The organism is Streptomyces sp. NPDC050423 (assembly GCF_040655445.1).
GTDB lineage: Bacteria > Actinomycetota > Actinomycetes > Streptomycetales > Streptomycetaceae > Streptomyces.
The window spans coordinates 139,553-164,337 of record NZ_JBFAJY010000002.1 but is presented as its reverse complement, the minus strand read 5'-3'; the positions used below and the strand labels follow the sequence as shown (position 1 = coordinate 164,337).

Here is a 24,785-nt window from a genome sequence, read left to right as displayed (position 1 = left end):
TCCTGGCCAGATTCATCTACTGCGGGGTTGAACGATGCGCGAGTCGGTTCAAGCTGAGGTCATGATGAGCTTCCTCGTCTCCGAGGAGCTCTCTTTCCGTATCCCGGTGGAGCTCCGGTACGAAGTGTGCGATCCGTACGCGATCCGGATGACCTTCCATCTGCCCGGCGACGCCCCCGTCACCTGGGCTTTCGGCCGTGAGCTGCTGCTCGACGGCCTCAACAGCCCCAGTGGCGACGGCGACGTACACATCGGGCCGACCGAGCCCGAAGGGCTGTGCGACGTCCACATCCGGCTCCAGGTGGGAGCGGACCGCGCTCTCTTCAGGGCTGGTACGGCACCACTTGTGGCCTTTCTCGACAGGACGGACAAGCTCGTCCCCCTCGGGCAGGAGTGCACGCTGGGTGACTTCGAGGGCAATCTCGAAGAGGCATTGGGGCGAATTCTGGCCGAGGAACAGAACGCCGGCTGACGGGACCGTCCCTCCAGCGCTGGGTGCCGGTCGAACACCACACCTGCCGAACGGGTGAATCACTCTCCGTGTGCAGCCGTTCAGGACCTCGCTCGTCGGCGGCGTCCTCCGCCACTCCGTACGGGTGCCGAAGCCCCGGCTTCCGCGCCGACCCCCGTACGGCCCGCGGAGACGACCAGTGCCGCGAGCGCGGTGGTCACCGGCACCGAGGCGACCAGGCCGATCGAGCCGACCAGCGTCCGCACGATCTCCTCCGCCACCAGCTCGCTGTTGGCCACCGTCCCCACGCTGCTCTCGGCGATCGAGAACAGCAGCAGCAACGGAAGCGCGGCGCCCGCATAGGCGAGCACCAGGGTGTTGACCACCGAGGCGATGTGGTCCCTTCCGATCCTGATCCCTGCCCGGTAGAGCTGCTTCGTATTCATCGTCGGGTCCGCCTGATGCAGTTCCCAGACCGCCGACGTCTGGGTGACCGTCACATCGTCGAGCACTCCCAGCGAACCGATGATGACGCCGGCCAGAAGCAGACCGCTCATGTCGATGTGCGGGTACAGGCCGTGGATGAGACCGGTGCTGTCGTCGGTGTTCCCGCTCAGGCTCGCCCAGCCGATGAAGAGCGAGCCGAGCAGCCCGATCAGCAGCAGTGAGATCAGGGTGCCGATGACGGCGACCGAGGTGCGGGCGGTCAGCCCGTGGCAGATGTAGAGGGCGATCAGCATGATGGCGCCGGCCCCGACGACCGCCACGAGCAGCGGATTCGAGCCCTGCAGGATGGCCGGGAGGATGAACAGGGTCAGCACGGCGAACGACAGGGCGAGCGCCACCAGCGCCATGACCCCGCGCAGCCTGCCCACGACGACCACCGCCACGGCGAAGATCCCGGCCAGCAGCGCCATCGGGAACCCCCGGTCCACGTCCGTCACGGAGTACTGGAGGTCATGGGGTGCGTCGGGGGCGTACGCGACCACCACCCCCTGCCCCTCCCGCAGCTGTCGCGGTGCGTCGGGCTGGACGACCTCGATGAATGTGCGCCCCTTGTCCTTGCCGCTCGTGACCTCGACCGTGGCCTTCTCGCAGAGTCCCGCCCCGTCGCCACCGGTGGCCGGGTCCCCCGTCTGCGGCGTGGTCTCGCCGCTGGTGGGCAGCTGGGACGCGTTCACGTCCTTGCAGTCGACCTTGTCGATGTTCACCACCTCGGCCTGCTGGGTCTGCCGGTCGAAACCGACACCGGTGCGCTCGTGCCCCGGCGCACCACCCGGCCAGAGCATCACGAGACCGACGGCGACCGCGACCGCGAACGGGATCAGCACGGCTGCGATCACCTTGCGCAGGTGCTTGGACACGGGGGCGGCGGGGCCGTGGCTGTGGCTGTGCGAGTGGGAGTGCTGAGGGCCCGGCTGTTCGGGAACGATATGGGGGGACGTCACCGGCCGATCATCGCAAGAAGAGCGGGGCCCTCTGTTCAGCACACCCGCGAGGGCGTTAGCGTGGTGGCACCTTTGCACACGCGGGAGCTCGGAGCACCGGGCTGAGAGGGCGCTGATCTCCGTACGTCCGTACGGGACACGCTGCGCCGACCGCCGAACCTGTTACCGGGTAATGCCGGCGTAGGGAGTAGGTCTCATGACCACAGCGGACGCACGCACGCCTGCCTCCAATCAGAGCGACCAGGCCAATCAGAGCGACCAGGCCAATCAGCGCGATGAGGCCGGTCGGAGCGATGAGGCCGGTCGGAGCGACGAGGCCGGGAAGTCCATCGGCTGGCACAAGGGATACGTCCAGGGCTCGCGCCCGGACCTCCGGGTGCCGGTCCGTCAGGTGCACCTCACCAACGGCAAGGACGTGACGCTGTACGACACGTCGGGGCCGTACACCGATCCCGCCGTCGACACCGATGTCCGCCGCGGACTCGCACCGCTGCGGGAGAACTGGATCATCGCCCGCGGCGACACCGAGGAGTACGCCGGCCGGACGGCGCGGCCCGAGGACGACGGGCTCAAGCACACCGCGCCGCGGATGGGGTCTCCCCTGCCCGAGCGAAGCCGAGAGCTCGGGGAAGGACTGCGCAATCTGGACGCCGTCTTCCCCGGCCGTCCGCGCCGGCCGCGGCGCAGCCGGGACGGGCGCCCGGTGACCCAGCTCGGGTACGCCCGCCGGGGCGAGATCACCCCGGAGATGGAGTACGTGGCGATTCGGGAGAACGTCGCGCCCGAGGTGGTGCGCGAAGAGATCGCCGCGGGCCGGGCCGTGCTGCCGGCCAGCGTCAACCACCCGGAGATCGAGCCGATGATCATCGGCAAGCGGTTCCTGGTGAAGGTGAACGCCAACATCGGCAACTCCGCGGTGACGTCCTCCATCGAGGAGGAGGTGGACAAGATGACCTGGGCGACCAAGTGGGGCGCCGACACGGTCATGGACCTTTCCACCGGCCGCAACATCCACACCACCCGTGAGTGGGTTCTGCGCAACTCCCCGGTGCCGATCGGCACCGTGCCCCTCTACCAGGCCCTCGAAAAGGTCGACGGCAGGGCGGAGGAGCTGACCTGGGAGATCTACAAGGACACCGTCATCGAGCAGGCCGAACAGGGCGTCGACTACATGACGGTCCACGCCGGCGTGCGCCTGCCGTATGTGCCGCTGACGGCCCGCCGCAAGACCGGCATCGTCTCCCGGGGCGGCTCGATCATGGCCGCGTGGTGCCTCGCGCACCACAAGGAGTCGTTCCTGTACGAGCACTTCGAGGAGCTCTGCGAGATCCTGGCCTCGTACGACGTGACGTACTCGCTGGGCGACGGGCTGCGCCCCGGATCGATCGCGGACGCCAACGACGAGGCGCAGTTCGCCGAACTGCGCACGCTCGGCGAACTGAACACGGTCGCCAAGCGGTTCGGCGTCCAGACGATGATCGAGGGCCCGGGACATGTCCCGATGCACAGGATCAAGGAGAACATCGACCTCCAGCAGGAGATCTGCGAGGAGGCGCCGTTCTACACGCTCGGCCCGCTGACCACCGATGTCGCGCCGGCGTACGACCACATCACCTCGGGCATCGGCGCCGCGATGATCGCCTGGTGGGGGACGGCGATGCTCTGTTACGTGACGCCCAAGGAGCACCTCGGCCTGCCCAACCGGGACGATGTGAAGACCGGGGTCATCACCTACCGGATCGCGGCCCATGCGGCGGACCTGGCCAAGGGGCACCCGGGGGCGCAGGAGTGGGACGACGCGCTGTCGGACGCCCGGTTCGAGTTCCGGTGGGAGGACCAGTTCAATCTGGCGCTCGATCCGGACACGGCGCGGGGGTTCCACGACGAGACGCTGCCGGCCGAGCCGGCGAAGACGGCGCACTTCTGCTCGATGTGCGGTCCGAAGTTCTGCTCGATGAAGATCTCGCACGACATCCGGCGTGAGCACGGCGGTTCGCAGTCGGAGATCGAGGCGGGCATGGCGGAGAAGTCCAGGGAGTTCGCGGCCGCGGGCAACCGGGTCTATCTGCCGATCGCGGACTGAGGCACGGCGCGTCGTACCGGCGGGCTCGTGCCGGCCGGTACGACGCGCCCGCGTGCGCCCCCGGACCCGTCAGTCCATCTCGTGTTCCGGGCCGCCGAAGTCGGGGCTGGAGAAGTCCGGGCTGGTGAAGGTGGGCCGGGGCGCGGCGGCCGGGCCGTCGTCCGGGCTGGAGAAGTCCGGCCGGCTGTAGCCGATCTTCGGGATGCGGTTGGCCGAGGGGTACGGGGTGCGGGCGGCGGGCGCGGCGCCGGGGTCGGCGAGCGCGTCCCGCAGGAAGGGCAGGATGCCCCGTTCCAGCAGTGCGTGCCGCCAGGCCTCGCGGGCACGCGCCACGTCCTCCGGCAGCTCCTCGCCCGGGTCGTCGACGGCGAGGGAGGTGGAGCCGTTCCGCAGGGCGGTGACGAGGAGGCCGATGGCGGCGATCAGGATGGCGGCCGCGGTGAGCGCCGCGAAGAACCAGCCCGCGCCGACCATGGTCCCCGCGAAGGACGGTGTCGGGCTGAGCATCTTCAGGAGGTAACCGACCAGCAGGAAGATCACCGCGGCCGTGCCGGCGAGCACCGGGGCCAGAACGGTGACGACGGCTCCTATGCCGGCGCCCGACCGGTCGGGATCGCCGGCGCCGGTTCCCCGGGCGGCGTCCTGGTCGGCGGCCGTGGCGCGCAGTTCCTCGCGGGCCTTCACGTAGTGCTCGTACTCGGTGGCGGCCGTGGCGGTGATGAGGGCGGTGGCGGCCATCGCCATGGTGCGCAGCTGTACCGGGTTGAGCCGTTCGCCGACTGCGGCCAGATCTGGTCGTTCATGGGCGTGACGCAGCGCGTCGTCGAGGATCCGCTCGTACTCGGGGCGGTCCTCGGTCAGCAGGTGCGGAGCGCTGTTCATGTGCATCCCCCGATGCTCCGTAGGGCCTGTGTGCCCGATTCGACCGGGCAGTGGGGCGGAAACGGAGGAGAGCCTGCTACTGGTACGCCGATGGTAGAGCGCCCACGGCACAGGGTGACAGGGGGTTTCCGGAAATAGGCCCAGTGGTCGGCATGGTCAGGTCGTTCATGCGTCTTCCCCGAGGGCCGTCAGTCATGCAGGGGGAGTTGGACGACCAGTAGCTTTCCGGCCATGGTCACTCCGCCGTCCATGGCGATGGCGAGCCCGTTCGCGTACACGTGGGGGCCGTCCACCAGCGGGCCCGCGCTGTCCTCGCCGTCCTCGGAGCCGACCTCGCCGAGCAGATACGGAATGGGGCTGTGACCATGGACGACGCGTCGGCCGCCGTAGGCCGCCATCAGCTGCTGGACGGCCTGCGGGCCCGCCTCGTCGCGGAAGGCGAAGCGCTTGGTGAGCTTGCGGAAGAGGTCCCAGCACTCATCGGCGTCGTTCCGCGTCAGAATGGCGTGCACCGTGTCGTTGACGTCCTCGATGGTGGTTCCGTAGTCGAGGTACGCCGTCGTGTCCGAGTGCATCAGCAGATGCCCGTCCTCCTCGACGACCGCGTCGAGCCGGGACATCCACTGGAGGTGGACGTCCTGGAGCCGCTCCATGTCGGTCTTCTGGCCGCCGTTGAGCAGCCAGGCGGCCTGGAAGGTGGCGGTGCCCGCGCCGGAGTTCACCGGGGTGTCGCCGAACCGCTTGGCGCCGAGGAGCAGCAGCTCGTGGTTGCCCATCAGGGCCTTGCAGTAGCCACCCGCGGCCGCGGCCTCGGCGGACAGCCGCATCACGAGGTCGATGACGCCGATGCCGTCGGGCCCCCGGTCGGTGAAGTCGCCGAGGAACCAGAGCCGCGCGTTGCCCGCGGACCAGTTGCGCTCGCCGTCGATCAGGCCCTGCTCGGCGAGGGCGGCGTGGAGCTCGTCCAGATAGCCGTGGACGTCGCCGACCACGTACAGGGGGCCGAGCTCCGGATCCTGGCCGGGCCGCGGTTCGGGCACGGCCCGCACCTGGACGGTGTCGTCGCGGGTGATCACCGGAAGGTCGCGCGCGGTGGGGGTGTACCCCTCCGGCGCCCCACCTTCCGGGAAGGCGTTCCCCGGGCGCGGAGCCGCGGGCGGCGCCGGGGACTGCGCATAGGGCGGTACGCGGAAGTCGCGCAACGTCGCCGTCCGCACCGCGGGTTCCTGACCGGCCCCCTGTGTCATCGACCCCTCCACCACCGTCGCGCCGCCGTACACCTGACGGGCCCTGCTGGTCGGGGCGGTCCGCGGTGTCGTCCGCCCATCATAGGAATGCGAATCGTGCTCTGTGACGCACCAGGGGTGGTGAATCCGAACGCACGCCGGGATATCCGGTCGATTGGTCCCGATTGGTCTGATCAATCCCCCGCCGGCGAGCGCGGCGCGCTGACCGTGGTGCGGGGCGGACGGCGTTGCGAGGACGTCCGGACGATGAGCTCCGTCGGTATCACCTGCTCCACCGGGCCGTCCTGGTCGACGCCTTCGATGGCGTCGATGAGCAGTTGGACGACCGCCGTGCCGATTCTGCGCGGTTTGAGCGAGAGCGTGGTGATGGGTGGCTCGGTCGTCGCGTAGACGGTGGATTCGCTGCAGCAGACCAGCAGCAGGTCCTCAGGGACGCGCAGACCGTACCGGCGGGCCGCCGCGAGCAGATCGGTGCCGTTGGGGTCGAAGAGCCCGTAGACGGCGTCAGGGCGGTCCGGACGGGCCAGCAGGCGGTCGGCGGCCACCGCGCCCGCACACGGGTCGTGAGCGGGGTAGGACTCGTACACGGGATCCTGGCCCACCCGCTCGCACCAGTGGAGGTACGCGGTGGTGGACAGCCGGGTGTACGTGTCGGTGGTGGTGCCGGTGAGCAGCCCGATACGGCGGGCCCCGGCGGCGGCGAGGTGGTCGAGGAGGTCGAGCACGGCGGCCCGGTGGTCGTTGTCGACCCAGGCGGTGACCGGGAGGGTCCCGGCCGGCCTGCCGTCGGAGACGACGGGCAGCCCCTGGCGGACGAGTTCGGTGACGACCGGGTCCTGGTCGGAGGGGTCGATGACGACGGTGCCGTCGAGGGCGACATTCGACCAGACGTCGTGGCGTGAGGTGGCGGGCAGGATGACGAGGGCGTATCCGCGGGCCAGTGCGGCGGAGGTAGCGGCTCTGGCCATCTCGGCGAAGTACGCGAATTCGGTGAAGGTGAAGGGTTCATCCCCGTAGGTCGTCACGGTCAGGCCGATCAGGCCGGACTTGCCGGTACGGAGCGTTCGGGCCGCGGCGGATGGGCGGTAGCCCAAGCGCTCGGCGACCTCGCGGACATGGCGACGGGTGGCGTCCGGGAGCCTGCCCTTGCCGTTGAGCGCGTCGGAGACGGTCGTGATGGAGACTCCGGCGGCGGCGGCCACATCCCGGATGCCTGCTCGTCCCCGCCTGCCGCCGCGCCGGGGGGTCTCCGTCCGGCTCACCTGGTGCTTCCCTGCTGCTGTCATGGCGAGCCGATAGTAGGGCGCGCACGGGTAGTTGGTCTGATCGCATATGCATGCGTTGACAGGCACGTTTCTGCATGGTCATCAGTAGTCAATAGCCTTGTGAATCAAGGGCGTTGTTGGGCAGAACCATCATGTGTGGGGTGTCGGACCGGATGGGCCTGCCGTAAGGGCGATGTTTCGAAGAGGTCTCAACTCACCTCTTCGAGGGACGCGCGCCACGGAGTGAGCCACCGGCGCGCGCCAGGGGGAGGAGCGCTCCCCCTCATTCCGGGGCCCACCGGACGAATCCTCTGTCCCGCCGTTCGCAGCGGCGCTCAATCCTCATAAGGTGAGCAGTATTGATGTGTACAGACGGTCGAGGAGGACCCGCGGTGAGCCAGACGAGCCCCAAGTTGCGCGCCGAGCTGGACGGCGTTCCCGCCTATGTGCCGGGCAAGCCGGCCGCGGCGGACGGACCGGTCGCCTTCAAGCTGTCCTCCAACGAGAATCCGTATCCGCCGCTGCCGGGGGTGATGGAGTCCGCGATGGCCGCGGCCACGCACTTCAACCGCTACCCGGACATGGCCTGCACCGGCCTGATGAACGAGCTGTCCGACCGTTTCGGCGTGCCGGTCTCGCACCTGGCCACCGGCACCGGCTCGGTCGGCGTGGCGCAGCAGCTGCTTCAGGCCACATCGGGGCCTGGCGACGAGGTCATCTACGCGTGGCGCTCCTTCGAGGCTTACCCGATCATCACGCAGGTCAGCGGTGCGACGTCGGTGAAGGTGCCGCTGACCGACGGTGAGGTGCACGACCTGGACGCGATGGCGGACGCGATCACCGACCGCACCCGGATGATCTTCGTCTGCAATCCGAACAACCCCACCGGCACCGTGGTGCGCAGGGTCGAGCTGGAGCGGTTCCTGGACCGGGTGCCGGGCGATGTGCTCGTGGTGCTGGACGAGGCGTACAAGGAGTTCATCCGCGACGCCGACGTGCCGGACGGCATCGAGATCTACCGCGACCGGCCCAATGTGGCGGTGCTGCGGACGTTCTCCAAGGCCTACGGTCTGGCCGGTCTGCGGGTCGGCTTCGCCGTGGCCCACGAGCCGGTGGCGGCCGCGCTGCGCAAGACCGCGGTGCCGTTCGGCGTCAGCCAGCTCGCCCAGGACGCGGCGGTGGCGTCGCTGCGTGCCGAGGATGAACTCCTGGGCCGGGTGGGCTCCTTGGTGTGCGAGCGTCAGCGGGTGCACGAGACGCTGGTGCGGCAGGGGTGGACGGTTCCGGAGTCCCAGGCGAACTTCGTCTGGCTGCGGCTGGGGGACCGCACCGCCGACTTCGCCGCGGTCTGCGAGAAGGCCGGCGTGGTGGTCCGGCCGTTCGCGGGCGAGGGTGTCCGGGTCACGATCGGCGAGGACGAGGCCAATGACCTGTTCCTGAAGGTGACGGAGTCGTACCGCAAGGAGCTGTAGCTGCAGCTGTAGCTGTAGCTGTAAAGGAGCTTCGGCGGACGCCGCCGCACGCATCCGTACGAAGAAGGGCCCCGTACCTCGGTCGCGAGGTACGGGGCCCTTCCGCGTGCCTCGTCCCGGGGCCGGCGCGGTGTCTGCTTCGGGGGAAATGATCAGTACGTCCCTGAAGGGGTACCCCGGCCGAGAGTTCGATTCGGGGGTGCGCCATAATTGCTTGTGAATGTGAACGCGTTCACAAGCGTGTCCTGCTTCCTCCCATGATCAGTCGGATTTAAGGGACAAAATGCCGGTGCAACTACGGCGACGTAAGGAGAAGACGACGTGGAGCTAGCTCTGGCGCCGGAGACCCTGGCGCGATGGCAGTTCGGAACGACCACCGTCTACCACTTCCTCTTCGTTCCCCTGACGATCTCGCTCGCCGCGCTCACCGCGGGCCTGCAGACCGCCTGGGTGCGGACGAACAACGAGAAGTACCTCAGGGCCACCAAGTTCTGGGGAAAGCTCTTCCTGATCAACATCGCCATGGGCGTCGTCACCGGCATCGTCCAGGAGTTCCAGTTCGGCATGAACTGGTCGGACTACTCGCGGTTCGTCGGAGACATCTTCGGTGCCCCGCTCGCGTTCGAGGCGCTGATCGCGTTCTTCTTCGAGTCCACCTTCATCGGACTGTGGATCTTCGGCTGGGACAAGCTGCCGAAGAAGATCCACCTCGCCTGCATCTGGATGGTCTCGCTCGGCACCGTCCTCTCGGCGTACTTCATCCTGGCGGCCAACTCCTGGATGCAGCACCCGGTCGGCTACCGCATCAACAAGGAACGCGGACGCGCGGAGCTCACCGACTTCTGGCACGTGCTCACCCAGAACACCGCGCTGGCCCAGTTCTTCCACACCATCACGGCGGCTTTCCTGGTCGGCGGCGCGTTCGTGGTCGGCATCGCCGCCTTCCACCTGGCCCGCAAGAGGCACATCCCGGTGATGCGGACCTCGCTCCGGCTGGGGCTGATCACCGTGGTGGCCGCCGGTCTGCTCACGGCCGTCAGCGGTGACCAGCTCGGCAAGGTGATGTTCAAGCAGCAGCCGATGAAGATGGCCGCGGCCGAAGCGCTGTGGGACGGGCAGCACTCCGCGCCCTTCTCGATCTTCGCGTACGGGGATGTCAGCAAGGGGCGCAACTCCGTCGAGATCTCGGTCCCCGGAGTACTGTCCTTCCTCGCCGACGACAACTTCAACTCGTACGTCCCCGGCATCAACGACATCAACAAGGCTGAGCAGGACAAGTTCGGGCCCGGCGACTACCGGCCCAACATCCCGGTCGCCTTCTGGAGCTTCCGGTGGATGATCGGCTTCGGGATGGCGTCCTTCGCCCTCGGGATCCTGGGGCTGTGGCTGACCCGGAAGAAGTTCATGCTCCCACCGGGGATGCGGACCGGTGAGGACGAAGTGCCGCACCTGGTCCTGTTCAAGAACAAGGCGCTGAGCCCGAAGCTCGCCAGGTGCTACTGGATCGTCGCCCTGTGGACCCTGCTCTTCCCGCTGATCGCCAACTCCTGGGGCTGGATCTTCACCGAGATGGGCCGTCAGCCCTGGGTCGTCTACGGCGTGCTCCAGACCCGTGACGCGGTCTCCCCCGGCGTCTCGCAGGGCGAGGTGCTCACCTCGATGATCCTCTTCACATCGCTCTACGCGGCGCTGGCCGTGGTCGAGGTCAAGCTGCTCGTGAAGTACATCAAGGCCGGGCCTCCGGAGCTCACGGACGACGACCTCAACCCGCCCACCAGGATCGGCGGCGACGATGACGACGCCGACCGGCCCATGGCCTTCTCCTACTGAGAGCGCAGGAGCCGAGAGATGGAACTCCACGACGTCTGGTTCGTGCTCATCGCCGTCCTCTGGATCGGCTACTTCTTCCTGGAGGGATTCGACTTCGGGATCGGTGTGCTCACCAAGCTGCTGGCCCGCGACCGCAAGGAACGGCGGGTCCTGATCAATACGATCGGGCCCGTCTGGGACGGCAACGAGGTCTGGCTGCTCAGCGCCGGCGGAGCGACGTTCGCCGCGTTCCCCGAGTGGTACGCCACGCTGTTCTCCGGGTTCTACCTGCCGCTGCTGATCATCCTGCTCTGCCTGATCGTGCGCGGTGTCGCCTTCGAGTACCGCGCGAAGCGGCCCGAGGACAAGTGGCAGACCAACTGGGAGAACGCGATCTTCTGGACCTCGCTGATCCCGGCACTCCTGTGGGGTGTGGCCTTCGGGAACATCGTGCGCGGCGTGAAGATCGACGCGGACATGGAGTACGTGGGCAACTTCTGGGATCTGCTCAATCCGTACTCGATCCTCGGCGGGCTGGTCACGCTCTCCCTCTTCACCTTCCACGGAACGGTGTTCGCGGGGCTCAAGACGGTCGGGGACATCCGGGTCAGGGCGCGCCGGCTGGCGCTGAAGCTGGGCGCGGTCACCGCGGTGCTGGCTCTTGGCTTCCTGATCTGGACCCAGGCCGACAACGGCGACGGCTGGAGCCTGATCGCGATGATCATCGCTGTGGTGTCCCTGGTCGGGGCGATCGGCGCCGTCGCGGCGGGGCGCGAGGGCTGGTCCTTCGCCTTCTCCGGAGTGACCATCACGGCCGCGGTCGCGATGCTCTTCCTGACGCTCTTCCCGAACGTCATGCCGTCCTCGCTGAACGACGCCTGGAGCCTCACGGTCACCAACGCCTCGTCCACCCCGTACACGTTGAAGATCATGACCTGGTGTGCGGGGATCGCCACTCCGCTGGTGCTGCTGTACCAGAGCTGGACCTACTGGGTGTTCCGCAAGCGGATCGGCACGCACCACATCGCCGACGTGCACTGAACGCAGTAGCGACCTGGTCCGCGACAGAGCGGATCAGGTCGTACGTGCCTTGACCGAGCCGAGCCCCCTGGGGTGTTTCACGTGAAACCGATCGACCCGCGCCTGCTCCGCCACGCCCGTGCCACCCGCCTCTTCCTGGTGGCTGTGGTGGTACTCGGACTGGCCGGGGCGGCGCTGGTCATCGCCCAGGCCATGCTCGTCGCCGAAGTGGTGGTGGGCGGTTTCGAGGACGGGCTCACCGGGTCGGGGCTGCGCACCCCGCTCATCCTTCTCGCCGCGGTCGCGCTCGGCCGGGCCCTGGTCTCCTGGCTCACCGAGCTGGCCGCCTACCGGGCCGGCGCGGCCGTCAAGTCGGAACTGCGCGGACGGCTGCTCGACCGGGCGGCGGCGCTGGGTCCGGAATGGCTGAGCGGGCAGCGCACCGGCTCGCTGGTGACGCTCGCCACCCGGGGGATCGATGCGCTCGACGACTACTTCGCGCGCTATCTCCCGCAGCTCGGGCTCGCGGTGGTGGTGCCGGTGGCGGTGCTGGCCAGGGTGGTCACGGAGGACTGGGTCTCGGCGGCGATCATCGTCGTCACCCTGCCGCTCATCCCGCTCTTCATGATTCTGATCGGCTGGGCGACCCAGTCGCGGATGGACCGTCAGTGGCGGCTGCTCTCGCGGCTCTCCGGGCACTTCCTCGACGTGGTCGCCGGGCTGCCGACGCTGAAGGTCTTCGGCCGGGCCAAGGCCCAGGCCGAGTCCATCCGCACCATCACCTCGCAGTACCGGCTGGCGACCGTGCGCACGCTGCGGATCGCCTTCCTGTCGTCCTTCGCCCTGGAGCTGCTGGCGACGCTCTCGGTGGCCCTCGTCGCCGTCACCATCGGCATGCGGCTGGTGCACGGCGAACTCGACCTCTACACCGGCCTGGTGGTGCTGATCCTCGCACCGGAGGCCTATCTGCCGCTCCGGCAGGTGGGGGCGCAGTACCACGCCGCCGCCGAGGGCCTCTCCGCCGCGGAGGAGATCTTCTCGGTCCTGGAGACCGAGCCGCGGGCGGCCGGTACGCAGGAGGTCCCGAAGTCGCTGCGGCTGGAGCTGGAGGGCGTGACCGTCCGGCACGCGGGGCGCGCCGAACCCTCGCTCGCCGGCGCCTCGCTGGTGGTGGACGAGGGGGAGACCGTCGCCCTCGTCGGCCCGAGCGGCGTCGGCAAGTCCACCCTGCTCGACGTGGTGCTGGGATTCGCCGGACCCGACGAGGGGCGGGTACGGGTCGGCGGCACCGATCTGGCGGACCTCTCCCCCGAACGCTGGCGCGAACGGATCGCCTGGGTCCCGCAGCGCCCGCACCTCTTCGCCGGCACGATCGCGGAGAACGTACGGCTGGCCCGGCCGGAGGCGGACGACAGCGCGGTGGCGGCCGCGCTGCGCGACGCCGGGGCGTACGACTTCGTGACGGACCTGCCGGACGGCGCCGCCACCCTCCTCGGCGAGGACGGCGCGGGCCTCTCCGCCGGACAGCGGCAGCGCCTCGCGCTCGCCCGCGCGTTCCTCGCCGACCGGCCGGTGCTGCTGCTCGACGAGCCGACCGCGAGCCTGGACGGCGAGACGGAGGCGGGCATCGTCGAGGCGGTACGGAGACTGGCGGCGGGCCGGACCGTACTGCTGGTGGTGCACCGGCCGGCGCTCCTGTCGGTCGCGGACCGGGTGGTGCGGCTGGAGCCGGCCGCGACGGCCGGACCGGCCGATGCGGCGGAGCGCCCGGTGCCGGCCGTGGTGCCGCGCCCGGCGGGCGCACCCGATGACCTCACCGGCAGCGGGGCGGGGCCCGAACCCGAGGTGCTGCGGGACACCGCGGCCGGGACCGGGCACGTGCTGGCCCGGGTCAGGGAGGCCGCCGGGGCACAGCGCGGCCGGCTCGCGCTCGCCCTGCTGCTGGGCAGCCTCGCGCTCGGCTCGGCGGTCGGCCTCATGGCCGTCTCCGGCTGGCTGATCTCCCGCGCCTCCGAACAGCCCCCGGTGCTCTACCTGATGGTCGCGGTGACGGCGACCCGCGCCTTCGGTATCGGGCGGGCGGTCTTCCGCTACGCCGAACGCCTCGTCTCGCACGACGCGGTACTCCGGATGCTCGCCGAGCTGCGCGTCGCCGTCTACCGGGGCCTGGAGCGCATCGCGCCCGCGGGCCTGCGCCGGACCCGGCGCGGGGACCTGCTCTCGCGGCTCGTCGCCGATGTGGACGCCTTGCAGGACTACTGGCTGCGGTGGCTGTTGCCCGCCGGGACCGCGGTCCTCGTGGGAGCCGCAGCCGCCGGATTCACCGGCTGGCTGCTGCCGGAAGCGGGCGCCGTGCTCGCCGCCGGACTGCTGCTGGCCGGGGTCGGGGTCCCGCTCGTCAGCGGTGCCTGTGCCCGGCACGCCGAGCGGCGCCTCGCGCCCGCCCGCGCCGATCTGGCGACCCGGATCACCGACCTGCTCGGCGGGACCGCCGAACTGACCGTCGCCGGAGCCCTGCCGGGGCGCTCGGCCAGGACCCGGGAGGCCGACGGCGTCCTGACCCGGATCGCCTCCAGGGCGGCGACCGCCACCGCGCTCGGCGGCGGGCTCACCGCCCTGATCGCCGGCCTCACCGTGGTCGCCGCCGCACTCGTCGCCCTTCCCGCGGTGGTCGACGGACGGCTGGCCGGCGTGGAACTCGCCGTCGTCGTCCTCACCCCGCTGGCCGCCTTCGAGGCCGTCACCGGTCTCCCGCTCGCCGTGCAGTACCGGCAGCGGGTCAGGCGGAGCGCGGAGCGGGTGTACGAGGTGCTGGACGCCCCGGTGCCGGTGTGCGAACCCGCCACCCCGGCCGAGGCGCCCGCGTCGCCCTTCCCGCTGGAGGTACGGGGTCTTTCGGCCCGGTACGCGGGGGCGCGGCACGACGCCCTGGACTCCGTGGACCTCACGCTGGAGGCCGGTCGGCGCATCGCGGTCGTGGGCCCGTCGGGTTCCGGCAAGACCACGCTCGCCCAGGTCCTGCTCCGCTTCCTGGACGCGCGGGCGGGTACGTACCGGATCGGCGGTGTGGAGGCGTCCGCGCTGGAGGGGGACACTGTCCGGCGGTTCGTCGGGCTGTGCGCCCAGGACGCCCACATCTTCGACAGCTCCATCCGGGAGAACCTGCGTCTCGCCCGTACCGGCGCGAGTGACGCGGAACTGCGCGGCGCCCTCGCGCAGGCCCGGCTGCTCGACTGGGCCGAGGCACTGCCGGAGGGTCTTGACACCCTGGTCGGCGAACACGGCGCCCGTCTCTCCGGGGGCCAGCGCCAGCGGCTCGCGCTGGCTCGGGCGCTGCTGGCGGACTTCCCCGTGCTCGTTCTGGACGAGCCCGCCGAGCACCTCGATCTGCCGACCGCCGACGCCCTGACCGCGGACCTGCTGGCGGCCACCCGGGGACGTACGACGGTGCTGATCACCCACCGGCTCGAAGGCCTGGACGCGGTCGACGAGGTGGTGGTCCTGGACGCGGGTGCGGTGGTGCAGCGGGGTCCGTACGCGGCACTCGTGGCGGTGGACGGTCCGCTGAGCCGGATGCTGGCGCGTGAACGCGAGACCGTACCTGTACGGGAGCCGGGTGAGTCCCTGGACGTACGGGTCTGAGCGATACAGGTCTGACGTTCCGGGTTCGAGGTGTCCGGGTTCGAGGTGTCCGAACCGGCTCCCGACTTTCCCGAACAAAAGGGACTAACTACTCTCTGGGTATGTCAGAGCAGGACCCGAAGCAGCCGAAGTACTCCACGCACCCGGAGCACCCGTCACACCCGGAGGACTCGCTCGAAGCCGCGACGGAGGCGACCCGCAGTCTGCGGGGCCTGCCCACCGAACTCACCGCCCGCGTGCCGCAGCTGCTCGAAGCCATGCGCTCCGTCGGCACCGGGCTCGAACTGCACACCACCCTCGACCGGATCTGCGAGACGGCGGCCGAACTGGCCCACGCCCGCTACGCGGCCATCGGCGTCGTGGACGAGGACGGCAAGGGGCTCTCGGACTTCGTCACCTACGGGGTCCCGGAGCCGGTGGCGGACGGGATCGGCCGCCGGCCCGACGGCCAGCGGGGTCTGCTCGGCGCCCTGATCCACGACCCCGGCCCCGTACGGCTCAACGATCTGACGGCCGATCCGCGGTTCGCCGGATTTCCGCCGGGCCATCCCCCGATGCGGACCTTCCTCGGCGTACCGATCCGGGTGCAGGGGGAGATCTTCGGCAATCTCTATCTGGCCGGGAAGCACGGCGGGGGCGAGTTCAGCGACTACGACCTGCACATGGTGCGGGTGCTGGCCACCGAGGCCGGCATCGCCATCGGCAACGCCCGGCTCTACGAGGCCGCCCGGCAGCGCGAGCGGTGGATCGACGGCTCGGTCGCCGTGACCACCGCCCTGCTCTCCGGCGGCGACGCCGACGACGCGCTCGCGGTCGTCGCCGAACAGGCCCGTCATCTCGCCGCCTCCGACGCCGGGATCGTGCTGCTGCCGGCCGAGGAGGGAGGCCTGGAGATCGTCGCCGTGTCCGCGGAGGAACCGGTGGCGGCGCTCGGGGTGATCATCCCGGCGCAGAGCCCGATCGTGGGGATGCTGCTGAGCGGCGAGGCAGTCTTCGTGGACGACTCGGCCACCGACCCCCGCGTGGTCACCGGACTGGCGGACCGGTTCGGGCCGAGCATGCTGCTTCCGCTGCACAGCGGGGGCCGGGTGCTCGGCGCGCTCGCCACCCCGCGGGCCCGGGGCGGCCGGCCGTTCACGGAGACGGAGCGGACCCTCGCCGCCCAGTTCGCCTCGCAGGCCGCGCTCGCGCTGATGATGGCCGAGGCGCAGCGGGACCGGGAACGGCTCGCGGTCTACGAGGACCGCGACCGGATCGCCCGGGACCTGCACGACCTGGTCATACAGCGGCTGTTCGCCACCGGGATGATGCTGGAGAGCGCTCAGCGCCGGTCGGACGTGCCGGAGGTGCAGACCGGCGTGGGCCGGGCGGTCGACGAGCTGGACGTGACCATCCAGGAGATCCGTACCGCCATCTTCGCGTTGCAGCAGGAGCCGGCCGAGGCGCCGTCCGGGCTGCGCACGCGGGTGCTGCGCGAGATCAACATGGCGGCGGTCCCGCTGGGCTTCAAACCGTCACACCGCTTCCTCGGCCCGGTCGACTCCGCGGTCGGGGAGCTGACCGGCAAGAACCTGATCGCGGCGCTGCGTGAGGCGCTGTCCAACGCCTTCCGGCACGCCGACGCGTCCCGGATCGACGTGGTCGTGGACGCGACCGCCACGCTTCCGGACGGGCGGGACGCGGTACGGCTCACGGTCGCCGACGACGGTGTGGGCATCCCGCCGGGCGGCAGGCGCAGCGGGCTGCGGAACCTGGCCCGCCGGGCGGAGTCGCTCGGCGGGGCCAGCTGGTTCGGGTCCGGTCTCGGGGAGGACGGCGGCGGCACGACGGTGGTGTGGCAGGCACCGCTCTGACAGCGCGCGGGTCACTCCGCCCGCAGCGGCTCGCGAGTCGGCTTCGGTGTGCGCGTGGGTCGCTGCGGCCCGGCTCAGCGCTGGGTGCGGGACAGCGTGTGCTCGGCGACGAGCCGCTCGATGACGACCGCGACGCCGTCCTCGTTGTTGTTGACCGTGCGGCCGCCGGCCGCGGCCACGGCGGCCGGGTGGGCGTTGCCCATCGCGTACGAGGTGCCGGCCCAGCGCAGCATCTCCACGTCGTTGGGCATGTCGCCGAACGCGACGACCTCGGCGGGGGAGATGCCGCGTTCGGCGCAGCAGAGTTCCAGCGTGCTGGCCTTGGAGACGCCCGGTCCGCTGATCTCCAGGAGGGCGGTCGGGCTGGACCGGGTGAAGGAGGCCCGGTCGCCCGCGGCGGTGCGGGCCAGGGCGAGGAAGTCGTCCGGGGTCAGCTCGCCGTGGTGGGCGAGGAGCTTCAGCACGGGGGCGCCGGTGCCCGGTGTCTCCTCGTGGAGCAGCTTCTCGGCGGCGGCCACGGTGGCGCCGGCGTCGAGGTGGAAGGGCGGGTATTCCGGCTCGTAGTGGATTCCGGTGGACAGTTCGACGGCGAAGGAGGTGCCGGGGGCGGCCGCGCGCAGGGTGTGCACGACGTCGAGGGCGGCCTCCCGCTCCAGGGCGCGGACCTTCAGCAGCCTGCCGCCGTCGTGCAGGTCGGCGACGGCGGCGCCGTTGGCGCAGATCGCCAGGCCGTGGCCGTGGACGTGGTCACTGACGACATCCATCCAGCGGGCGGGGCGGCCGGTGACGAAGAAGACCTCGATCCCGGCTTCCTCGGCGGCGGCGAGCGCCGCGACCGTACGGTCCGAGACGGTCTTGTCGTCGCGCAGGAGGGTGCCGTCCAGATCGGTGGCGATCAGCCGGGGAACGGCAGGAAGAGGGGAATCGGTAGCTGAGGTCACCGCCCCATTCTCGCGCACCGGGGTGCACGGGCGTGCGCAGGGGCGCACATCTGAGTACGCGCGCTTGTGAGCAGGGAACATCCCGCTGGCATATGCCAGCGACCCTGGAGTCTGTCGAAACAGCGCGAGGCCCGCCGGCGGCCGGTGGTGTGGTCACCACCCGCACCGAATCCGGCGGGCCCTCGTGCGTGCGTTCGTTCTCCTTCGGCAGTGGTTCTTGTCGTCGTTCCTTGTCGTGGTGCCCGGTTGTGGTTCCTGCCGGAGAGCGGAAGCCTTACGCCCAGCTGGTCATGGTCGGGGTGGGATCCCCGGCGGCCACGGCGGTGACGATCACAGCCCCCAAGGTCATCCCGGCCAGGATTCTCGCCCGGCGGCCGAACGCGTCCTTGTCCCCTGGGCGCCCCGCAGCATCCGTACCGGATTCGTCCCGCAGTTCCTGCGCCGCCGTGAGGTCGAGTTCCTGCTCGTGCATCCTGTACTCCCTGTGTCGGTGATTTCCGGTGAGTGGGTCAGTGCTTTCCCGCGAGTGGGTCAGTGTGAGTGGGCCGGTGCCGGTCCCGGCCTCAGCAGCAGGACCGAGGGCACCTCGGTCGCGCAGGCCAGCCGCAGCAGGCCGTAGCCGATTCCGGCAGTGCCGTACAGCAGGCCGGGGGTGGACACCTCGCCCGGTGTGCCGCACCTGGCTCCGTACTGTTCGACAGCGCCGAGCAGGCGTCCGCCGAACATCTTCCGCAGACGACGGGCCTCCTCGTACCCGGCCTGTTCCAGTTCGACGAGTGCGTCGACGACACCCAGTTCGCCGTTGCACAGCGACTGGTCGCGCAAGGGCTCGTGTGCCGCCGCGGCGTCGAGGAAACGGCGTACCGAGGGTTCACCGCCCGGCCGCCCGGCCGCTCCCACGGCCGCACCCGCCAGCCCGGTGCTCCAGCTCAGGTCCCGGTCCCCCGGGTACGGCGCCGGGGCCCGTCCGGTGGCCCAGCGGACGCCGGCGCCGCCGTGCAGGAAGCCTCCGTCCCCGTCCCCGTTACCGGCCTCGCCGTCCAGTCGCGCGGCGAGGGAATCGGCGAGTTCGCCGGCGTACCGTTCCCCGGTCTCGGCATGCACGGCGCGCAGCGCCGCGAGTCCCCCGGCCTGGCCGAGCCCGATCCCCTGCTCCTGCTCGTCGTCGGTGAGCGAGGAGGCCAGCGCGGTCAGCGCCGCGGGCACGCACGCGCGGAGCCGGGCGTCGTCCAGCAGGGTTGCCAGGCGGGCCAGCGCGTAACAGATTCCGCCCAGTCCGAAGAAGCCGCCGGGACCGACCTGCCGGGCCAGACCTGCGTGCTGCGCCAGGCCGCGGACCAGGTCCGGCAGCGCTCCCGCGGCGTGCCGTGCCACCGAGGTGTAACGGTCGATGCCGGTGAGCCGGCCCAGCTGGGCCAGGAACAGGGCCGGCCCCGGATACCCGTCGGCCAGGCCGGCTCCGGACTGCTGCACCGCCCACCGCTGCCCGTCCAGTGGTTCCAGGCCGATCCAGTTGGTCCTGCCGGTGTTGCGTACGGACGTGGCGATCACTTCGTCGCCGAGCCGGCAGGCCAGGGCCAGCAGCCGGCCGCGGTCCAGGGGCTGGGGGGTCACCGGCCGGGACCGGGCCGCTCCGGCGGCCGGTACGGTCTTGGTCGCCAGCGCCGCGGCGATCAGCCACGTCTGCCTGCGCAGATCCGCCTCGCTCATCCGGCGGATCTTGCCGAAGGCGGTGTCGAGGCCGCTCGCCGCGAGGGTGACGGGCACCGGGGTGCCGTGCGCGGTGCGCAGCGTGCGCGAGTCGGTCGTGCCGGTGAACAGCGGAACGTCGCCGGCCATCAGCTCCGCCCGTTCGTACACCGCCAGTTCCCGCAGGTGCGCGCGGCCGGCCTCGGTGTCCAGACCGCTGAAGGCCGCGGCGCGGGTGTCAGGGCCGGTGAGGTGGTCGGGCTCCGTGGCCTCCGCCAGCATGGCGGCGTAGACATGGCTCGGCCGGACCACGACCCGGATCGGCTGCCCGGCGAAACCCGCGAGTACTCCGCCGGGGTCCGCCAGTTCCCCGGCGTGGTGCAGTACGGCGCGGTACCCGGCGGCGAATCCGGCGTGCAGGTGTGTTCCGTACTCCATCGGGTCCACCGGGCTGCCGTCGAGTACCGGACGGTTCGCGGCGCCCGGGTAGGAGACCCTGCGCCGGACGATCCTCATCGTGTCGGTGCCGAGGCCGGCCCAGTCCGGTACCAGCAGCGAGCGGGAATCGTCCCGGCCCGCGCCGAACGCGGAGATGTCGACCCGGCCGGCCTCGGTGTCCATCAGCCACGGCAGCAGTCCGGTGCGGGCCACCGAGTCGTTCAGCGAGGCGAGGGCCGGATCGTCGCCGTGGTCGGTGCGCGGGCTCCAGGCCGGGTGGAACAGGGTCTCCACATCGACCACGACCGGCTGGCCGGCACTGGCGATGACGTTCTCGCAGTGCAGATCGACCGCGTCGATCGCGTAACACAGCGCCAGGAGTGCGCCCTGCCGGCGGTAGAACGACTCCACATCGCCCACGTCGGTGCACGCCGTCGCCGGAACGAATTCGGCCCATCCGTAGCCGTCACGGGACAGGAGCGCCACCCCGGAGGGCGCCAGCTCGGGCAGGATCCCGCGGAACCAGGCCAGCAGCGCGTTCCAGCTCCGGTGCAGTCCGAGCGGCCGGGGTTTGTACACCAGCCGCTCGCCCCGGGCGAAGCGGAGTACGGCCACCGTCCGGCCTCCGGCGTGCCGGTCCCCGGCCCCGAACCCGACCCCGACCAGGCGCGCGGTCAGGGCCGTCGGCAGCACCTCCGCGGCCAGCGCACGCCGGTCGGCGGCGAGCCGGTCGAGCAGTTCCGTGAGCGCCGCGGCGGTGTTGACGCACTCGCCGGCGAGCAGAGCGGCCAGCATCGGGTGGCGCGTGAGCAGATCGGTGAGCCGGTCGCGCCGGGCGAGACGGCCCAGGAAGGAGCGGTAGCGCTCGGGGCCGGTGGCGCCGTGCAGCACACCGGCGGCGCGTGCCGCCGCCAGTTCGCCGGTCAGTACGCGCCCGGCGAGGCGGGCCAGCCGCTCGGCCAGGGTGGCTGCCACCTCCTGCCAGACCGCGTCCAGGTCGACGGCCTCGGACCGCGCTCGCCGTGTCACCTGCTCGTGGGCCGCGGCCACGAACGGTCTGAACGGGTGGACGAGTTCGCCGACCGAACCGGCGTCCGCCGCTGACGGCGGATCATCGGTGGCGGGGGCCAGCAGAAGCACGTGTGCGAGGAACGCCTCATGCTCTCCCCTCAGCTGCTCCGATGGAGTGGTCGCAGGGACCGTCTGCCCGTTCGTTCGGTTGTCCACGGTCACAAGGGTGCTCACCGCGCGCCGGTCCGGCATGGGTATTCGTTGCCCAGATTCGTCACCGGTACCCACGGCCTCTCCCGGGGTGCCGTGCCGGAGGCGTCCCGGGGGCCGGCCGCTCGTCCCTTCCACCGACGTCCGGAGAGGGGCCGTGTACCCGGCCCGGATACCTTCGTTCGCCCGTATCTCCTTACAGGGAAGGCTAGTTACAATCCCCGCATGCGAACCCGCGCCGCCACCCACGTCGGCCGTCCTGCCGAACTGGCAGCTCTGAGCGCGGTTCTCGGGGAGGCGCGCCGCGGCCGGGGGACGACCGCGTTCCTGACGGGCGAGCCCGGAATCGGCAAGTCCCGCCTGCTGAGGGAAGTGCTCGGCTGCGCCGTGGACGCCGAGATGGTGGTCCTTCGCGGGCGCGGCAGTGTGACCGGGCCACCCGTGCCGTTCCGGCCGCTGACCGAGGCCCTGATGTCCGTCGCCAGAACGCTGGACCCGGAACTCATTCGGCAACTGGGCCCCTACCAACGGGTTCTGGGCCGGCTGGTGCCGGACTGGGAGGACCCCGGAGGTCAGTACGGGGACGCGTCGATGGTGGTGCTCGGCGAGGCCGTGCTCCGGCTGACCGCGCTGGTGGGCCGGGAACGGGGCTGTGTGCTGGCGCTGGACGACCTGCACGAGGCGGATCCGGAGACCCTCGCCGTGGTGGACTACCTGGCGGGAAACCTGAGCGGGCAGCCGGTCGCCGTGGTGGCCGCGGTGCGCACCGAGTCGCCGGCGGCGCACCTGCTCGCCGAGGAGGTGTGCCGGCGCAACGACGGGGTCGCGTTCCCGCTCGCCAGACTCGGCCGGCCCGAGGTTCACGAACTGGTCTCCACCTGCCTGGAGACCGAGCCGGCACTGATACCGGACCCGGTCTCGGACCGGCTCTTCCACGACAGCGCGGGCAATCCCCTCATGGTGGAGGAACTGCTGCACAGCATGATCGCCACCGGTGAACTCGTACACGCGCAGAAGGCGTGGCGGCTCACGGGCACCACCGTCGGCTCGGTGCCTCCGACACTGGTCCGGCTGATCAGCACGAGGGCCGACCGGCTGGGCGCCGGCGGCTCGCGGCTGCTGTCCGTCGCAGCGCTGCTGGGACGCCGTTTCCAGCTCACGCTCGTCCAGCAGGTCCTGGGTCTGGACGACCAGCACCTGCTCAACGACGTGCAGTCGGCGGTGGACGCGCAGCTGCTCGCGCCGGACGAGGGGATTCCGGGCTGGTACGCGTTCCAGCACCCGCTCGCCGTCGACGCGCTGCGCAGCAGGCTCGGTCCCGGTGAACTGGCCCGCACGGCGCGGCAGGCCGCGGAGGCGGTGGAGGTCGTCCACCCGGGCCTTCCGGGGGAGTGGTGCCAGCTGACCGCCCGGTTGCGGGAGCGGGCGGGTGAGCGCACGGCCGCTGCCCGGATGTATCTGGAGTGCGGTCGCAGAGCCACCGTGGCCGGTGCGCCCGGCTCCGCGGTCGCCGTGCTCGAACGGGCCCGCGAGGTGCTCGGCGGGCCCCAGGACCTGGCCCAGCACCATTCCCTGTTGACGGAGTTGCTGGAGGCGCTGCTCCAGGCTCTCGCCGATGACGGCCAACTGGACCGGGCGCTGGCCGTGGCGGAGGAGCTGACCGGGCTGGCCCCCGGCGACCGCACCCGGCAGATCGACCGGCACATCCGCCTGGCCTGGGCGGCGCAGGTGGCCGGGCACTGGGCGCAGGGCGACGCGCAGGTGACGGCGGCCCGGGACTGCCTGCCAGGAGCGGCGACCGAGGAGCAACTGGCCTCGCTGGACGCGGTGGCGGCCTACCTGTCCGTGCTCAGCCCGGCGGTGGACCGGATGGACCGCTGCGTCGGGCTGGCGCGCAGCGCGGCACGGCGGGCGGAGAGCGCCGGCCTGCCCCTCGTCGTCTGCCAGGCCTGGTACATCCTCGGGTTCGCCGCCCGCGAGCGTGACATGGCGGAGTCCGACGCGTGCTTCCGCCGGTGCCTGGACTGTGCGGTGGAACACGGGCTGACGGCCTGGCGCAACTACGCGCTGGTCGGTCTCGGCGGGAACGCCTGGCTGACGGGGGGCGACGCCGGTCCCCTGCGCCGGGCCCACCAGGAGCTGCTGCGGGGAGGCGCGCTCACCCTCGCGCAGAACGCCGCCGCGGTACTCGGTCTGGACAGGGTGCTGGCGGCGGACTTCGAGCGGGCCGAGGAGGAACTCGACGCGTCGCTGGCCGGGAGCCGTGGGCTGCGGCTGGTCGGCGTGACGCACTACGTGCTCATGGCCAGGGTCGTGCTCGCCGCGCACCGCGGCCGGCGGGACCAGATGCTGGAGGCGCTCACGGAGTTCACCCGCAACGGCGGTGACGAGTCCGGTGAGGCGCTGCTGGTGCACGGGCTCGGCCGCGCCGTCTGCGCGCTGCTGGAGGAGGACCGCGCCACGGCGGAGCTCGACATGGCACGGGTCGCGGCCGAACAGGAGCTGAGCCAGAGCCCGTTCCACCTCGACGGGCATCACGGCCTGGGACTGCTGCTGGAGGTGCTCGCCGGGCGGGCCGGTGACGAGCGCCTGCACGAGGTGGCCGCCATCGATGCGGCGGGGATGCGGTGGAACCGTCATTTCGTCGCGCTGGCGGAGGCGGTTCTCGCCGGGCGGCGGGGCGACTCGGCCGGGGCGAGTGAGGCGATGCGCCGGGCCGACCTGGATTCGCGGCCCTTCGCCATGGCCCGGTGCCTCGGTCTGCGCCTGGTCGCCGAGTCGGCGGCGGACGAGGGCTGGGGTCGGCCGCGGGAGTGGCTGCGCGAGGCGGAGGAGTACTTCCACCGTGCGGAGGTGTGGCCGGTGGCCGGTGCCTGCCGGACGATACTCCGGCGGCTCGGTGAGCCGGTCCGGCAGCGACGGTCCGGCACCGACCGCATTCCGGAGGCACTGCGCAGGCTCGGGGTGACGGCGCGCGAGTTCGAGGTGCTGGAGATGATGCCGGGCAAGCTGAGCAACAAGGCGCTGGCAGCACGGCTCCACATCTCCCCCCGTACGGTCGAGAAGCATGTGGCGAGCCTGTTGCAGAAGACGGGGCTGCCGGACCGTGGCGCCCTCTTCGACCAGGTGGCGGACCTGCTGCTGCGGGAGTGAGCTTCCGGACGCAAGCGATCGGCTGTCCGTCGTACGCCGGCCTTCTCCCTCTCCGTCTTCTCCGGGTGAGCCGGTGCGGGCGGGGTTCCGGCCCTCGCGAGAGGTTCCGAATCCGGGTCGGCCCTACCCATGTGCCAGGGACGGCGCGGCCGGATGATTCCACTGCCGCGA

Annotated in this window: 15 protein-coding genes and 1 riboswitch; of the genes, 8 read left to right on the top strand and 7 right to left on the bottom strand. The window is 71.1% G+C overall.

Translation table 11 applies throughout. The features are described from left to right. The first annotated feature begins 34 nt into the window (after positions 1-34). On the top strand, positions 35-472 hold the full coding sequence (locus AB0I52_RS02255; RefSeq protein ID WP_024489558.1) for an SsgA family sporulation/cell division regulator: 438 nt from the start codon (positions 35-37) through the stop codon (positions 470-472). Between the two features lie 80 nt (positions 473-552). Here the strand turns inward: AB0I52_RS02255 and AB0I52_RS02250 are convergent, their stop codons facing one another. After that, the gene (locus tag AB0I52_RS02250; RefSeq protein ID WP_363068072.1) at positions 553-1,899 is read right to left on the bottom strand and encodes a YibE/F family protein; all 1,347 of its coding nucleotides are present in this window, start codon (positions 1,897-1,899) and stop codon (positions 553-555) included. Between the two features lie 70 nt (positions 1,900-1,969). Next, a riboswitch (TPP riboswitch) is annotated at positions 1,970-2,103 on the top strand. Here AB0I52_RS02250 and thiC point away from each other — a divergent pair. After that, the gene (gene thiC, locus AB0I52_RS02245; RefSeq protein ID WP_363068070.1) at positions 2,096-3,982 is read left to right on the top strand and encodes a phosphomethylpyrimidine synthase ThiC; all 1,887 of its coding nucleotides are present in this window, start codon (positions 2,096-2,098) and stop codon (positions 3,980-3,982) included. Its footprint overlaps the riboswitch before it by 8 nt. Positions 3,983-4,051: 69 nt before the next feature. Here the strand turns inward: thiC and AB0I52_RS02240 are convergent, their stop codons facing one another. The 3 genes from AB0I52_RS02240 to AB0I52_RS02230 all read right to left on the bottom strand — a co-directional run bounded on the left by AB0I52_RS02240 (position 4,052) and on the right by AB0I52_RS02230 (position 7,397). Next, entirely contained in the window at positions 4,052-4,870 is an 819-nt protein-coding gene (locus tag AB0I52_RS02240) for a hypothetical protein (RefSeq protein ID WP_363068068.1), read from the bottom strand. Positions 4,871-5,052: 182 nt separating this feature from the next. Next, on the bottom strand, positions 5,053-6,111 hold the full coding sequence (locus AB0I52_RS02235; protein WP_363068066.1) for a metallophosphoesterase: 1,059 nt from the start codon (positions 6,109-6,111) through the stop codon (positions 5,053-5,055). A 173-nt stretch (positions 6,112-6,284) separates the two neighbouring features. After that, positions 6,285-7,397, bottom strand: coding sequence for a LacI family DNA-binding transcriptional regulator (locus tag AB0I52_RS02230; RefSeq protein ID WP_078617615.1), 1,113 nt, complete (start codon positions 7,395-7,397; stop codon positions 6,285-6,287). 371 nt (positions 7,398-7,768) lie between these two features. Here AB0I52_RS02230 and hisC point away from each other — a divergent pair, with 371 nt between their 5' ends. The 5 genes from hisC (at position 7,769) to AB0I52_RS02205 (ending at position 17,172) form a co-directional block, all read left to right on the top strand. Continuing rightward, positions 7,769-8,848 (top strand): histidinol-phosphate transaminase, encoded by a 1,080-nt coding sequence (hisC, locus tag AB0I52_RS02225; protein WP_363068064.1) that lies wholly within the window; start codon positions 7,769-7,771, stop codon positions 8,846-8,848. 321 nt (positions 8,849-9,169) lie between these two features. After that, positions 9,170-10,678 (top strand): cytochrome ubiquinol oxidase subunit I, encoded by a 1,509-nt coding sequence (locus AB0I52_RS02220; RefSeq protein ID WP_363068062.1) that lies wholly within the window; start codon positions 9,170-9,172, stop codon positions 10,676-10,678. Between the two features lie 18 nt (positions 10,679-10,696). After that, positions 10,697-11,698, top strand: coding sequence for a cytochrome d ubiquinol oxidase subunit II (cydB, locus tag AB0I52_RS02215; RefSeq protein WP_363068060.1), 1,002 nt, complete (start codon positions 10,697-10,699; stop codon positions 11,696-11,698). An 81-nt stretch (positions 11,699-11,779) separates the two neighbouring features. Next, positions 11,780-15,319, top strand: a complete 3,540-nt coding sequence (cydD, locus tag AB0I52_RS02210; RefSeq protein ID WP_363068058.1) for a thiol reductant ABC exporter subunit CydD — start codon at positions 11,780-11,782, stop codon at positions 15,317-15,319. A 101-nt stretch (positions 15,320-15,420) separates the two neighbouring features. Continuing rightward, positions 15,421-17,172, top strand: coding sequence for a GAF domain-containing protein (locus AB0I52_RS02205; RefSeq protein ID WP_363068056.1), 1,752 nt, complete (start codon positions 15,421-15,423; stop codon positions 17,170-17,172). A 74-nt stretch (positions 17,173-17,246) separates the two neighbouring features. Here the strand turns inward: AB0I52_RS02205 and AB0I52_RS02200 are convergent, their stop codons facing one another. The 3 genes from AB0I52_RS02200 to AB0I52_RS02190 form a co-directional block, all read right to left on the bottom strand. Beyond that, the gene (locus AB0I52_RS02200) at positions 17,247-18,113 is read right to left on the bottom strand and encodes a Cof-type HAD-IIB family hydrolase (RefSeq protein ID WP_363068054.1); all 867 of its coding nucleotides are present in this window, start codon (positions 18,111-18,113) and stop codon (positions 17,247-17,249) included. A gap of 274 nt (positions 18,114-18,387) precedes the next feature. Further along, the gene (locus AB0I52_RS02195) at positions 18,388-18,585 is read right to left on the bottom strand and encodes a hypothetical protein (RefSeq protein ID WP_363068052.1); all 198 of its coding nucleotides are present in this window, start codon (positions 18,583-18,585) and stop codon (positions 18,388-18,390) included. Between the two features lie 59 nt (positions 18,586-18,644). Beyond that, positions 18,645-21,467 carry a type 2 lanthipeptide synthetase LanM family protein gene (locus tag AB0I52_RS02190; RefSeq protein ID WP_363068050.1) on the bottom strand — a complete coding sequence of 941 codons (2,823 nt, stop codon included), beginning with the start codon at positions 21,465-21,467 and terminating at the stop codon, positions 18,645-18,647. Positions 21,468-21,686: 219 nt separating this feature from the next. Between AB0I52_RS02190 and AB0I52_RS02185 the strand changes: the two genes are divergently transcribed. Continuing rightward, positions 21,687-24,614 (top strand): AAA family ATPase, encoded by a 2,928-nt coding sequence (locus AB0I52_RS02185; protein ID WP_363068048.1) that lies wholly within the window; start codon positions 21,687-21,689, stop codon positions 24,612-24,614. The last annotated feature ends 171 nt before the right edge of the window (positions 24,615-24,785 follow it).